The 13,366-nt window shown below is 49.6% G+C and carries 12 protein-coding genes and 1 tRNA gene; 5 read left to right on the top strand and 8 right to left on the bottom strand.

Translation table 11 applies throughout. The features are described from left to right. Positions 1-130 precede the first annotated feature (130 nt). Entirely contained in the window at positions 131-754 is a 624-nt protein-coding gene (locus L2725_RS13615) for a LysE/ArgO family amino acid transporter (RefSeq protein WP_249249458.1), read from the top strand. A gap of 37 nt (positions 755-791) precedes the next feature. Here the strand turns inward: L2725_RS13615 and bcp are convergent, their stop codons facing one another. After that, positions 792-1,259, bottom strand: coding sequence for a thioredoxin-dependent thiol peroxidase (bcp, locus tag L2725_RS13620; RefSeq protein ID WP_249249459.1), 468 nt, complete (start codon positions 1,257-1,259; stop codon positions 792-794). Between the two features lie 39 nt (positions 1,260-1,298). Beyond that, positions 1,299-1,838 carry a glycine cleavage system transcriptional repressor gene (locus L2725_RS13625; protein ID WP_249249460.1) on the bottom strand — a complete coding sequence of 180 codons (540 nt, stop codon included), beginning with the start codon at positions 1,836-1,838 and terminating at the stop codon, positions 1,299-1,301. Positions 1,839-2,005: 167 nt separating this feature from the next. Here L2725_RS13625 and dapA point away from each other — a divergent pair, with 167 nt between their 5' ends. After that, positions 2,006-2,890, top strand: coding sequence for a 4-hydroxy-tetrahydrodipicolinate synthase (dapA, locus tag L2725_RS13630; protein ID WP_249249461.1), 885 nt, complete (start codon positions 2,006-2,008; stop codon positions 2,888-2,890). 3 nt (positions 2,891-2,893) lie between these two features. Beyond that, positions 2,894-3,988 (top strand): NlpB/DapX family lipoprotein, encoded by a 1,095-nt coding sequence (bamC, locus tag L2725_RS13635; RefSeq protein WP_249249463.1) that lies wholly within the window; start codon positions 2,894-2,896, stop codon positions 3,986-3,988. A 413-nt stretch (positions 3,989-4,401) separates the two neighbouring features. Here the strand turns inward: bamC and fabA are convergent, their stop codons facing one another. Beyond that, positions 4,402-4,917: a bifunctional 3-hydroxydecanoyl-ACP dehydratase/trans-2-decenoyl-ACP isomerase gene (gene fabA / locus L2725_RS13640; RefSeq protein WP_115137747.1), complete on the bottom strand. Its 516-nt coding sequence runs from the start codon at positions 4,915-4,917 to the stop codon at positions 4,402-4,404. Positions 4,918-4,984: 67 nt separating this feature from the next. Beyond that, complete coding sequence (locus L2725_RS13645; RefSeq protein WP_249249464.1) at positions 4,985-6,586, bottom strand: AAA family ATPase; 1,602 nt, start codon at positions 6,584-6,586, stop codon at positions 4,985-4,987. 209 nt (positions 6,587-6,795) lie between these two features. Here L2725_RS13645 and L2725_RS13650 point away from each other — a divergent pair. Further along, positions 6,796-6,886, top strand: a tRNA-Ser gene (locus L2725_RS13650). 360 nt (positions 6,887-7,246) lie between these two features. Here the strand turns inward: L2725_RS13650 and dsbB are convergent. Both dsbB and nhaB read right to left on the bottom strand, forming a co-directional pair. Further along, positions 7,247-7,753, bottom strand: coding sequence for a disulfide bond formation protein DsbB (dsbB, locus tag L2725_RS13655; protein ID WP_249249465.1), 507 nt, complete (start codon positions 7,751-7,753; stop codon positions 7,247-7,249). 86 nt (positions 7,754-7,839) lie between these two features. After that, complete coding sequence (gene nhaB, locus L2725_RS13660; protein ID WP_249249466.1) at positions 7,840-9,423, bottom strand: sodium/proton antiporter NhaB; 1,584 nt, start codon at positions 9,421-9,423, stop codon at positions 7,840-7,842. A 310-nt stretch (positions 9,424-9,733) separates the two neighbouring features. Between nhaB and fadR the strand changes: the two genes are divergently transcribed. Continuing rightward, the gene (gene fadR, locus L2725_RS13665; protein WP_249249467.1) at positions 9,734-10,453 is read left to right on the top strand and encodes a fatty acid metabolism transcriptional regulator FadR; all 720 of its coding nucleotides are present in this window, start codon (positions 9,734-9,736) and stop codon (positions 10,451-10,453) included. Between the two features lie 60 nt (positions 10,454-10,513). On the opposite strand, the gene L2725_RS13670 is transcribed toward fadR, so the two are convergent. Both L2725_RS13670 and L2725_RS13675 read right to left on the bottom strand, forming a co-directional pair. Then, positions 10,514-12,034, bottom strand: a complete 1,521-nt coding sequence (locus L2725_RS13670) for a SpoVR family protein (protein ID WP_249249468.1) — start codon at positions 12,032-12,034, stop codon at positions 10,514-10,516. A gap of 11 nt (positions 12,035-12,045) precedes the next feature. Continuing rightward, positions 12,046-13,314 (bottom strand): YeaH/YhbH family protein, encoded by a 1,269-nt coding sequence (locus L2725_RS13675; protein ID WP_248937133.1) that lies wholly within the window; start codon positions 13,312-13,314, stop codon positions 12,046-12,048. Between the last annotated feature and the right edge of the window lie 52 nt (positions 13,315-13,366).

Consider the following 13,366-nt stretch of genomic DNA (forward strand, 5'->3'; position numbering starts at 1 on the left):
GACGATATTTTGCCGAATTTATATGGATATTAGCAAAACTGATGGAGTATAAAAAATATTAGTTTAACTTGTGATTCTGTTGCCTGTACTCTGGCGTCATCGGTTATCGGATATGACTTTTGGAGTAGTCATGCAGACAGCATTTATTCAAGGTATAGGTATAGGTGGCAGCCTGATCATGGCTGTTGGCGCACAGAATGCGTTCGTGCTCAAGCAGGGGATTAAACGCAGTTATCCGCTGCCCATTGCCATTTTGTGTTCAATCATAGACGCATTGATGATTACTGCCGGTGTGATGGGCCTGGGGCATTTGATCACCGGTATGCCCATGATTAAGCATCTGGCCAGCTTTGGTGGTGCCATATTCCTTATCTGGTACGGGGCTAATGCACTTAGGGATTCCTTCAGGACCAAAGGTCTGGATCTGCAGCAGGAGCAGGGGGCTGATACCCTGAGAAAAGCGGTATTGACTACGCTAGGGATCAGTTTGCTGAATCCGCATCTGTATCTGGATACTGTAGTGCTGTTGGGCAGTATCAGTACTCAGTTTGATGATACAGTGCGTCCCTGGTTTGGTGCCGGGGCTATATTGGCGTCCTTCCTGTGGTTCTTCAGTCTGAGCTTTGGTGCACGCCTGTTGGGACCTTTATTTGAAAAGCCCGTCGCGTGGCGGATATTGGACAGGTTTATCTGTCTGACTATGTGGAGTATCGCGGTGGCCCTGATGTGGCCTTACATGAAGATGCTTGGTTGATGTAAAACAAAAAAGGTCCCGCGGGACCTTTTTTAATTTAACCTTTCAGATAGTTCAGCACCACTTCGTGATGGTCTTTGGTTTTAAACTTGTTGAACACATGCTGGACTTTGCCATCCTGACCCACCAGGAAGCTCAGGCGGTGAATACCATCATAGATTTTGCCCATAAACTTCTTTTCGCCCCAAACGCCAAATGCGTCAGCGATAGCATGATCTTCGTCACTCAGCAGTGAGAAGTTGAGTTCATGCTTGTCTGCAAATTTGGCCAGTTTGGCCACAGGGTCCGGGCTGATACCCAGTACCGTGACATTCATGGCATCCAATTCGGCTTTGGTATCGCGCAGTCCGCAGGCCTGAACAGTGCAGCCTGGGGTCAGCGCCTTGGGATAAAAGTAAACAACAACCGGACCTTTTTTCAGACATTCTTCCAGAGAAACCTGATTGTCCTGTTGATCTTTAAGCGTGAACATGGGGGCCTTATCACCGGCTACCAATGTTTTCATGGGCATTTCCTTCTTGGTTTTCTAGTTCGACTGGCGATATCAGGACGCCTCAATACCCTGCATATGCTTTATTGAGCACTCCAGTGACATCTCTTTTGCGAGCTCATAAATACTCTGTTCCAACTTTTCCAGTTCAACTTTTTCAGGAATATTGATGGCCAGAAAAATGGATTGGTGTTGGTTACCCTGTTCATCTTCTTCCGCGTGAGACCGAACAGCGCCCAGGTCCAGCGCTCTGTCAGCAAGAAATTGAGTAATCTGCTTCATGGTGCCGCGTTGGTCGCTGCCCTGGAAGTTCACTTCAATGCGGGAGATGTAGTTTTGAGGAGTATGTTTGGAGGTGCGCTTCATGACGGTCAGCAGTTCCATCTCGAGACTCAGACCGGGCAGACTGGTTTCTATTTTGGTAATTGCAGCCCAGGAGCCTGAAACCATCATGATCAGGGTAAATTCGTTTCCAAATATCGCCATGCGGCTGTCGACGATATCACAGTCACAATCACTGGCTAAACGTGCCAGCTTACTGACTATACCGGGACGGTCAGCCCCCATGGCCGTGACGACCAGGTAGTTGGTCATGCATTTTCCTCGTTGTATTTCGACATCTAAGTTCAGCTGCGGTGAACCAGAAGGTTCAGCGGCCAATAATGCTACCATAAGTTATTCGTTTTGATAGCCCTGTGGCCGCTTGTCATTATTCTGCAGCATCAGTACCATAGCTTCTCCAGAATTCTTGGGGAAGTCAGATGTTAAACGGAAGCATAGTTGCCCTGATCACGCCGATGACGGCAGAGGGTAAAGTCGATTACGCCAGTTTGGAGAGATTGGTTGAGTTTCATATCACCGAAGGAACGGATGCTATCGTTTCTGTCGGTACCACTGGTGAGTCGGCCACGCTGCCGGTAGCTGAGCATGTTGAAGTCGTTGCTCAAACTGTAAAATTAGTCGCGGGTCGGATCCCAGTTATCGCAGGTAATGGCGGTAATGCCACGGCTGAAGCTATTGAACTGACTCTGGGACTGTCCAAAGCAGGCGTTGATGCCATGCTGGGCGTGACTCCCTATTACAATAAACCTACACAAAAAGGCCTGGTCGCACACTACAAAGCGGTGGCTGCCAGCACTGATGTGCCTCAAATTCTTTACAACGTACCCGGCCGTACCGCTGTCGATCTGTTACCTGAGACGGTTGCGGAGTTGTCTGTGGTCGAGAATATTATCGGTGTGAAAGAAGCGACAGGCGATCTTATGCGTGTCAGTCGGTTACGTGAGCTTTGCGGCGCAGACTTTAAGCTGTACAGTGGCGATGACGCTACCGCCTGTGAGTTTTTGTTACTGGGTGGCGACGGTGTTATCTCTGTGGCCAATAACGTGGCGCCAAAGGCATTTAAAGCTATGTGTGAAGCGGCGCTTAAAGGCGATGCTGAACTTGCCCGTCAATATGATGAGCCATTACGCGGTTTGTACCGGGACCTCTTCTGTGAAGCAAACCCAATTCCGGTAAAATGGGCAGTCCACCGCATGGGACTGATTAATAATAACTATATTCGCTTACCTTTGACTGAACTTTCCGACACTTATCATGGTCAACTAGTGCAAGCGATGGAAAAAGCCCAAATAGAGGTTATCTGATACATGCTCAAGCATCTTACCCCTGTGCTGCTGGTGTCTACCCTGGCAGCATGCAGTACACCAATGGAACGCCGTCAGGCCAATGGCAACGAAGAGTACCTGAATGCAGGTGCCGGCCGCGCTGAGCTGGCTATCCCTGACGGATTAAAAGCGCCGACATACAGTCGCGAATTTGCGATTCCAGAGCTGGGCCCCAAGGCCGATGCCACTTTAGTCGGCACCCAACTGGATATTCGTCCTCCTCTGCAGGTTCTGCCAATGGCAGAGGGCACTCATGTTGAAGAGGGCAGCGACAGCATCAAGATTGTGGTTGAGTCTGTCGACAATCAAATCGATCTTAAGCGTGAAATGTTTGATTATCTGCTGGCTTTTTTGGCCAAGCGAGAGATTGCTGTTGCCAGCCAGAACTATGAGTCAGGTGTGATCGATACAGACTGGATTGAGTACCAGGAAGTGGTCGACTCCAGCATGTTTGGCTCTGATAAGGTGTTTAGCCTTAAGCAGAAGTACCGCTTTGACGTGCAGGTTCGTCCACACGGCCGTACCGGAGCCATTGTGATTGAACTGCTGGATCACCAGGAAAGCTATGATGGTGACGCTCAGGACTCGCTGCTGACCGGTGAAGACAAACGTCGCTATACCATTGATATGTTGAACTCTGCGATTGCCTATATGAGTCTGCAGCGTGACAAAGCACTGCGTGCCAAGCGAGTTCAGGAAAGCCTGGGTATTCAGGTTGAACTGGAAAATACTGAGCAGGCTTATTATCTGGCCGAAGCTGATTTCGATAAGGTGTGGAACCGTTTGCGTATTGTGTTGCCTGAGATGGGCTTCGAAGTCGCCGATATGGACCGCAGCAAGAAACTGATCTTTATCAACTATGATGATGACTCAGGTTTCTGGAGCTCACTGTGGGGTGACGAAGAGTTGCCATTGGAGAAAGGTGGTTACCGTCTGCTGTTGGAAAACACAGATAACCCTGACCAAACCCGTATCCTGCTGCGCAGCATCTCAGATGAGCCACTGGACAATGAGGTCATTGAAGGTGTTTACAACGCCTTTAAAGAGCTGATGAGCGAAGACCGTAAGGTACGCTAAGCAAACCTTGATAAAAGAGCGCCCACTGGGCGCTTTTTTATTGCCTGATCAAACTCAGTCACTCCCGGTCGCTGCTTGCATAGAAGAGTGATCACAGTCTGGAAATGCGCTGATACCTTAAGCCTGAGTCATGAGATAACGCCATTATGCTATCTGAGTTCGAACTGCCGGGAGAAAGCAGCGCAGGGTGCTCAGAGTCGCCCGCTGACCGTATTCAGGCGTTATGTCGGTCTCATGTTCCAGGATAGGCATTAAGTGCCGCAGGAGTGTTCTGGTGAGTCTTACCCGTGGGGCAAGTGCAGGAAGCAAGCAACGAACTGCCACATGAGGCAAAAAGAGTTGGAACGGAAAGGAAACCTTGGAGCAGATAAGAGTCAAAGCCACCCGATAACAGGTGGCTTTGTGAAGGCGAATCAGAAGGTAGAGGTGTCTGAGAACACGCCTACTTTCAAATCTGTCGCGCTGTAGATTTCGCGGCCATCCACTTCCAGTGTCGCGTCGGCGATGCCCATAATCAGTTTTCTGTGGATGGTACGCTTGATATTCAGTTTGTAGGTCACTTTTTTAGCGCCTGGAAGCACCTGGCCGGTAAATTTAACTTCACCTACGCCCAATGCACGGCCTTTACCCTGTGCACCTTCCCAGGCCAGATAGAAGCCAACCAGCTGCCACATGGCATCAAGGCCCAAACAGCCAGGCATGACAGGGTCACCCGGGAAGTGGCAGTCAAAGAACCAAAGATCAGGGTTGATATCCAGTTCAGCAATGATTTCGCCTTTGCCAAATTCGCCACCATCTTCATTGATGGTCACAATGCGATCCAGCATCAACATATTGTCTACGGGCAGGCGAGGGGAGTTTTGTCCGAACAGATCTCCATACCCGCAGGCCATCAATTCTTCTTTGCTGTAACTGTTAGCTTTAGTCATTGTTATAGGTACTCCTGATTTTGTTGACGCCAAGATTAGCGAACAGGTGTACGCCTAACAACTCCGATCAGCTGGAAAATCCCAATCTGGATCTCAACCTTTCCCAAAAGCCTGGCTCCTCTTCCCCATGGCCTGCCAGTCTATCGAGTCTTTGTTGCACTAATCCGTACAGTGTCTCATCAGGGAAATTGTTATTTTCATCTGCTTCGCCAGCAGGTTTGTTCATCAGCAGCTCAACGGCTTCATCCATATGGGCGACCTGATAAAGGTGGAACTGACCTTCATTAACAGCCTCAATGATGCGGCTGGGCAGGTTCAACTGCTGGAGATTAGCCCGGGGAATAATAACCCCTTGATTACCCGTCAATCCTCTGCGGAAACACAGGTTGAAAAAACCTTCAATTTTTTCGTTTACGCCACCAATAGCCTGGACGTTACCCAGCTGATCCAGTGCGCCAGTGACGGCCAACGACTGGTTGATGGGTTGTTCAGCAATGGCTGAAATCAAACAGCAGTACTCGGCGAGAGATGCACTGTCCCCATCAATCTCCTGATAGGACTGCTCAAATACAATGTTGGCATTAAGATGCAGCGGGGCGTCACGACCGAATATCCGGTACAGGCAGGCGGACAAAATCATCATGCCTTTGGCATGAATATTTCCGCCAAGTTCGGATTTTCTTTCAATATCAGCAACCTCACCATCTCCATAATGTACTGAGGTGGTAATGCGCGCGGGCTCGCCGTAGCAAAAATCGATAGAGTCGATAACGGTCAGGCCGTTAATTTGGCCGATAACTTCACCCTCTGTGGGCAGGTTGATAAAGGCATCATCAAAACTCTGTGCAGCAAACAGCTCTGAGGCATTGTGTCGGAACTGTCTGGCCTCCATCGCTGCCTGGATGGCTCCGCCATTAAGGTGAGGGTTTCCACTTAAAGCTGCTGCTTGAGCTAACAGTCGTACCATTTCTCCCGAGCTCAGGCTCAATCTCTGCTGATGTTCTGTGAGACGGGCGCTGAATTGACACAAGGGTTGCAGCGCAGACTCATGGAGTGTCAGCTCACGGGAACTGGCGAGGGCATGTAAGAAGGCGGCGTATTCATCCACGCTGTGTCTGCCGAGATCCAGTTCATGGGACATTTCGGCCAGCAGGGGAAACAGTTCAATGAAGCGGCTTTCCTGATATCTCAACCCCGCGTACAGCTCACCATTGCCGATAAGAGTGACTTTGGCTTGCAGGGCTATGGTGTCACCATTGGCCAGCTGGATTTGATTGTGTTCCAGACAATGGCATAACAGTTCCCAAAGGTTTTCTCGTTTGATCAATGACTCAGCATCGATGACCAGGTGTTGTGATTTAGCCAGAGCACCTGGTGCCCACGAACCATCTGCAAGACGTTGGCCGATAAGATCCTGGCGTCGAATATTGCCTCTCAGATATTGCCAGCTGCTTTGCTTATATTGCTGTTGCAGGGAATGCAGCAGCAAGTTACGAGCGATCCCGCTGAAGTCGGCGATATACAGGTTCTGACCGGAAGCCAAGGCGAGTTTTATGGTGTTTTGCAGGCGTTCCTGACCAACAAGTAAAGCTTCTGCAGATGGCACTGAGCTCTGGCCAAAAGCGTATTGCGGCGCCAGCGCGGTCACCGGTATCTTGGTAGATGTCATGTTTATCTTTTTTTCGAAAAATTACGGCGATATTAGCACATTCCATTCATCCTCAGTCCGGTTTTGCGTTTATCCGATATCACGCGGTAATGAAAAGGTTAGATTCGAATGAAAAACTGCCGGTTTGGGCTAAATTTCGACGAACAGTCAGGGGAATACAAAATTACTGTTTACAAGCAAAAGGTCGCTGGCTATTATGCCCGTCATCCGGAGGGGTGGCAGAGTGGTCGAATGCACCGGTCTTGAAAACCGGCATGGGTTAATAGCCCATCCAGGGTTCAAATCCCTGCTCCTCCGCCATATTTAGAAAAGCCCGCTTAGTTTTAAGCGGGCTTTTTGCTATTCGAAGTTTGATGGATGGGGTACCCATCCAGACTCATATCAAGGGCTTGAATCCCTGCTTCTCCGACTTATCTATGAAAGCCCGTTTTAAGTGGGCCTTCCGCTAATTAGGGGGGCGTATGATGAGATGCTCATCCAATTCATACCAAGGGCTCACACTCCCATTCCTTTCCGTCATTCATCCTATTCTTCTCTGGATTTTTCGCCATAAAAAAGGCCGCACCTGAGTGCGACCTTCCATTGCGTTACCCTGTGTTCAATATTGATTTTGCGCGACTATCGCGCTTGCCCAATAATAGAAGCGGGCAAACCTGACGCCTATTTTGCTTTTCTGAATAAAGGCAGCAGAAAAACCACAGCCATAATCAGATAGGTGCTGAAGGCTATCTGCATCCACTGGGTCATGGACAGTCCCAGCATGCCCCAAACATCATCTGTACACATTCCGGTAGGCATAAATACCTGTGGCAGCCAGTCATGTAACGGCAGGCTTTCGGGGAAGTTGGGCATAAAGTCACAGGTGGCAAAAGGAGAGGGATCTGACTGGATATTGTAAAGCTCGGTTGCCAGCATAAGCCCCCAACCAGCGCTGACTATCCAAAGCAGATAGGCGGGAAATCTCAGCATGCTCTTCGGTGCAATGCTGCCCAGCAGGCCGGCCAGCAAAATACCCAGTACTGCGACCCTTTGATAGACGCACATTACACAGGGGTTCAGGTGCATGACATATTGAAAAAATAGGGCGGTAGCCTCAAGCAGAAGGGCGCTGCCTCCAAGCAGATACCAGGCGAGGCGGGATTGGGCGAATCTGGTTAGTCCTATCACGGTAAACTCCTGAACCAATGAAAAAACGCCCGCATTTGCGGGCGTTTCAGGACTTTACTCAAGTCACCTTTTCAGGTCAACTGTGATCAATGACCCACTGCAGAAGAAACGGCTTCAGCGGCAGTGTGGTGACCAAGTGCTCCAATTTCATAGAAATAGTGAGTCATCTCGGTCAGGAAACCGGTTTCGATGGTCAGCAGGCCAACTACAGACAGTACGATAGTGTATGGCAGGGCCATCCATACCATGCGACCGTAGGACAGTCGGATGAGCGGAGCCAGTGCTGAAGTCAGCAGGAACAGGAACGCAGCCTGACCATTTGGTGTGGCAACTGACGGCAGGTTGGTACCTGTGTTAATGGCCACGGCCAGCATATCGAACTGGTCACGGGTGATCTGGCCACTCAACAGGGCGGCTTTCACTTCGTTGATATATACGGTGCCCACGAATACGTTATCAGACACCATAGACAGCAGGCCGTTGGCGATAAAGAAGATCACCAGCTGCATGTTGCCTTGAAACTCCAGCGCCCATTGAATCACAGGTGCAAACAGCTTCTGGTCGATAATAACGGCTACAACCGCAAAGAATACTGCCAGCAGTGCGGTAAATGGCAGTGCTTCTTCAAAGGCTTTACCCAGAGCATGCTCGTCGGTGATGCCGTTAAACGCAGTACACAGAATGATAACGGTCAGACCGATCAGACCCACAGAAGCCAGGTGCAAAGCCAGACCCACGATCAGCCAGATACCAACCAGTGCCTGAACAATCAGCTTAACTTTATCTCTGTTGGTACGGCTTGCATCTTCATGAGCGTCATAGTCACACAGGATCTGACGAACAGACTCAGGCAGCTCAGCGCCGTAACCGAAGATTTTGAACTTCTCAACCAGGAAACAGGTTGTCAGACCGGCAAATAATACTGGAATGGTCACCGGAGACATACGGATAAAGAACTCTGCAAACAACCAGTTGGCCTGTGCTGCAATGATCAGGTTTTGAGGCTCACCCACCATGGTACATACACCACCCAGAGCGGTACCTACACCAGAGTGCATCAGCAGGTTACGCAGGAAGCCACGGAAAGCTTCAAGCTCTTCAGTGTTCAGGGCCTGTTGACCATCATTGGTGTGGTCATGATCAGCACCGAAATCTTTACCAGATGCCACTTTGTGGTAAATGGCGTAGAAGCCCACAGCCACAGCGATGATGACTGCGATTACGGTCAGCGCATCCAGGAAGGCAGACAGGAAAGCAGATGCACCACAGAACAGCAAAGATACGGCCAGCTTGGAGCGAACCTTGGTGATCATCTTGGTGAAGCCGAACAGCAGCAGCTGCTTCATAAAGTAAATACCGGCGACCATAAAGACCAGCAACAGCAATACTTCCAGGTTGGCTTCAATCTCATGCAGCACCATGCTTGGACTGGTCATGCCAATCAAGACGGCTTCAATGGCCAACAGGCCACCGGGCTGCAATGGATAACATTTAAGCGCCATCGCCAAAGTGAAGATAAACTCGATAACCAATACCCATCCGGCGACGAATGGATTGATATAGAAGAGTATCGGGTTAATTACTAAGAACGACAGAATTGCGATTTTGTACCACTTGGGTGAGTTACCCAAGAAGTTACCAATAAACGCCTGACTCATTGTCAAAGGCATGGCACCCTCTCTAAAACAAAAGAATGTTAAGTGTTGTTTGTGAAAATGTTGCACGCCTGACGGCGGGGCAAAAGTGTACCGCAAACGATACTCTGAATGTAGTGGCTTAGCGATTGCTAAATATTAAAAAGCAGAGCTGCACTGCAAATTCAGCAGCTGACTATATTTGTTTGTTTCAAATTTGACCAAGAAAATGCGATTAACTTTTGATCTTAATCCCGATTTTGCTCCAGTGGTTTTCATTTTTTGTCCATCTGGTATGATGAGTGCCCTCCATAATAAATATGCATAACCATTGGATTAACGGCTGATGATAATCAATGCCAAAGGGCCTGCCAGCTTTGCTGAGAAGTACATAGTGCAATCTATCTGGGAAAACAAATTCCCTCCCGGGTCCATCTTACCTGCTGAGCGCGAGCTGTCCGAGTTGATTGGGGTCACACGGACAACCCTGAGAGAAGTGCTGCAGCGTCTGGCCCGTGATGGCTGGTTGACCATTCAACACGGTAAGCCAACCCGGGTGAACAATTTTTGGGAGACCTCAGGGCTCAATATTCTGGAAACCATTGCGGATCTAAACCCGGAAGGCTTTCCAGAGCTGGTAGATCAACTCCTGTCTGCCCGCACCAATATTAGTGCTATCTATTTTCGTGGGGCCCTGCGTCACAGCCCTCAGATAGCGTTGGAAACCCTCAGTGCAATCCACGATATGGACGACACTCCTGATGCCTATGCAGAGTTTGACTACAATCTGCATCACTCGTTTGCCTTTAACTCAGGAAACCCACTTTACGTGCTTATCCTGAATGGGTTTAAAGGGCTTTACAGCAGAGTAGGGCGTTATTACTTCACCAGCCCTGAAGCGAGACAACTGGCGCTGGCGTTTTACCAGAAGTTGGAGTTGCTTGCTCAGGCCGGTGATTACGAACAGGTGCCTGTGCTGATGCGTAGCTATGGTATTGACTCGGGTAAGATGTGGATGCAACTGCGTGATGCCATGCCTGCGGATATCGCCCAGGACAACTCTTAATGTTGTGTTGCGCATAAAAAACACCGCCTGATGGCGGTGTTTTTGTTTGAGGCTGCAGAACTAAGATGACTCTTCGGTTCTCACCGGGCAAGCTGCCAACTCGATGATAGTGCCGTCGTCGCACTCCTGCTCCAGCGTGACGTCAAAGCCCCAGAGTCGATGAAGATGCTTAAGGACTTCTGCATGACTGTCTGCCAGTGGGATATGGTTAACCGGCACATATCTGAGCGTCAGTGAGCGATCCCCGGATACATCAACGTTATACACCTGAATATTGGGCTCCAGATTGGACAGGTTGTATTGCTGGGACAACATCTGACGAATATCACGGTAGCCCTGGTCGTCATGAATGGCGCTGACCTCCAGATAGTTTTTACTGTCATCATCATTGATGCCGAAAAACTTGAACTGGCGCATGATATTGGGCGACAGATACTGGCTGATAAAGCTCTCATCCTTAAAGTTCTGCATCGCAAAATGCAGGGTTTCCAACCAATCACTGCCCGCCATTTCAGGGAACCAGGCTTTATCTTCTTCGGTGGGGTTTTCGCAGATACGGCGAATATCCACCATCATATTAAAGCCAAGCGCATAGGGGTTAATTCCGCTGTAATAAGGACTATTGTATGGCGGCTGGGCCACTACACTGGTGTGGCTTTGCAGGAACTCCAGCATAAAGCGGTCGGTCACTTTACCTTCGTCATACAGGTGATTGAGTATGGTGTAGTGCCAGAAGGTCGCCCAGCCTTCGTTCATCACCTGAGTTTGCTTCTGAGGATAGAAGTACTGGGCCATTTTACGGACGATACGGATAATCTCCCGCTGCCAGGGCTCAAGCAAAGGCGCATGCTTCTCTATAAAGTAGAGAATATTTTCCTGAGGTTCTTCGGGAAAACGTTTCTTCTGGACCTGACCTTCCTCCTGCTGGCCTTTGGGAATAGTGCGCCACAGGTCGTTAACCTGACTTTGCAGATAGGCTTCCCGCTCTTTCTGTCGCACCTGCTCTTCCCGGAAAGAGATCTCCACCGGACGTTTATACCGATCGACACCATAATTCATCAGTGCATGGCAGGAGTCGATAATATCTTCCACCTGTCGCGAACCGTGGAGCTCTTCACATTCGGCGATATAGTTTTTGGCAAATACCAGATAATCGATAATCGAGCTGGCGTCCGTCCAGGTCTTGAACAGGTAGTTACCTTTGAAGAAGCTATTGTGACCATAGCAGGCATGGGCCATCACCAATGCCTGCATGGTGACGGTATTCTCTTCCATCAGATAGGCGATACAGGGATCTGAGTTAATTACAATCTCATAGGCCAGTCCCATCTGCCCGCGCTTATAACTCTGCTCAGTTTCGATAAACTTCTTACCGAATGACCAGTGGGTATAGCCTATGGGCATACCTATTCCTGCATAGGCATCCATCATCTGCTCGGCGGTAATCACTTCTATCTGGTTTGGATAGGAGTCAAGCCGGTAATGCTCCGCGACCCGCTTGATCTCAGCTTGATATTGCTCAAGCAGCTCAAAGCTCCAGTCCGGGCCGTCACTTAACGGCTCATGTTTGCGTTTCCCCATTAAGTACCTCCTTACACCGCCTGTTTTTTAAATAGTTCCCTGAATACAGGGTAGATGTCTTCTGCCTGGCGTATGTGCTGTACGGCAATATTGTCGAATTGTTGTTGGAGGGATTCATATTCGCGCCACAACGTCTGGTGAGCGCGGTTGGTGATCTCGATATAGCTGAAGTATCTCACTGTGGGCAAGATCTGTTGTGACAGCAGCTTGCTGCAATTGGGTGAATCATCAGCCCAGTTGTCGCCATCGGATGCCTGGGCAGCGTAGATATTCCACTCGTCGGCAGGGTAGCGCTCGCGCTGAATTTCGTTCATCAGCTTAAGTGCACTGGACACTATGGTGCCACCGGTTTCCTGAGAGTAGAAAAACTCATGCTCATCCACCTCTTTGGCCTGGGTGTGATGTCGGATATAGACCACCTCCAGGTTTTTGTAGGTGCGGGTCAGGAACAGGTAAAGCAGGATGTAGAAACGCTTGGCCATATCCTTGGTTGCCTGATCCATTGAGCCTGATACATCCATCAGACAGAACATGACCGCCTGACTGGTGGGGATTTCCCGCTTGGCGAAGTTGTTGTACCTGAGATCAAAAGTGTCGATGAAAGGCACACGGTCAATTCTGCGTTTCAGCTCCTCAATTTGATCTCTTAGAGACAGTATCTCTTCGGCATTGGCGCCGGGGGTATTTTCCAGAGACTCCAGCCTGGCTTCCAGCTCCTTCAGCTCCTTCTTTTTACCAGCGGTCATGGCAATACGCCGTGCCTGAGAGGAGCGCAAAGAGCGCACTATATTCATATTGGTGGGGACACCGTCCGTTGTGTAGCCAGCACGGTAGGTTTGATATTCAACCAGTTTGTTTAACCGGTTTTTTTGCAGGTTGGGCAGTTCAAGATCTTCAAACAGCAGCTCCAGATATTCATCCTTGGAGATCTGAAATACAAAGTCGTCCTGACCCTCTCCGGAATCAGAGGCTTCCCCCTGACCAGAGCCCTGACCGCCACCCTGAGGTGGACGTTCAATTTTATCGCCACGGGTGAACTGGTCATTCCCCGGGTGAATACGGTCGCGCACACCACCACGCCCTTGATGGAACATTGGTTCGCTGATATCCCTGGTTGGAATGGAGATCTGCTCACCTTTATCCACGTCAGTGACACTGCGACGGGTTACGGCATCGCTTACCGCTTTTTTGATCTGCTGTTTATAGCGATTGAGAAAACGCTGGCGATTAACCGTGCTCTTTCCTTTGGCATTCAATCGCCTGTCAATAAAGTTAGCCATACGCACCTCCCACAGGAAAGTTGGGGGCGGGTAGCCCCCACAGTGTTCGGAT

The organism is Shewanella corallii (genome assembly GCF_023349125.1).
Taxonomy (GTDB): Bacteria; Pseudomonadota; Gammaproteobacteria; order Enterobacterales; family Shewanellaceae; genus Shewanella; species Shewanella corallii.

Coding starts and splice junctions, on each gene's coding strand:
- bamC (WP_249249463.1), top strand. CDS start 2,894: ATGCTCAAGCATCTTACCCCTGTGCTGCTGGTGTCTACCCTGGCAGCA.
- L2725_RS13675 (WP_248937133.1), bottom strand. CDS start 13,314: ATGGCTAACTTTATTGACAGGCGATTGAATGCCAAAGGAAAGAGCACG.
- L2725_RS13645 (WP_249249464.1), bottom strand. CDS start 6,586: ATGACATCTACCAAGATACCGGTGACCGCGCTGGCGCCGCAATACGCT.
- L2725_RS13625 (WP_249249460.1), bottom strand. CDS start 1,838: ATGACCAACTACCTGGTCGTCACGGCCATGGGGGCTGACCGTCCCGGT.
- fadR (WP_249249467.1), top strand. CDS start 9,734: ATGATAATCAATGCCAAAGGGCCTGCCAGCTTTGCTGAGAAGTACATA.
- L2725_RS13615 (WP_249249458.1), top strand. CDS start 131: ATGCAGACAGCATTTATTCAAGGTATAGGTATAGGTGGCAGCCTGATC.
- nhaB (WP_249249466.1), bottom strand. CDS start 9,423: ATGCCTTTGACAATGAGTCAGGCGTTTATTGGTAACTTCTTGGGTAAC.
- dapA (WP_249249461.1), top strand. CDS start 2,006: ATGTTAAACGGAAGCATAGTTGCCCTGATCACGCCGATGACGGCAGAG.
- L2725_RS13670 (WP_249249468.1), bottom strand. CDS start 12,034: ATGGGGAAACGCAAACATGAGCCGTTAAGTGACGGCCCGGACTGGAGC.
- bcp (WP_249249459.1), bottom strand. CDS start 1,259: ATGAAAACATTGGTAGCCGGTGATAAGGCCCCCATGTTCACGCTTAAA.
- fabA (WP_115137747.1), bottom strand. CDS start 4,917: ATGACTAAAGCTAACAGTTACAGCAAAGAAGAATTGATGGCCTGCGGG.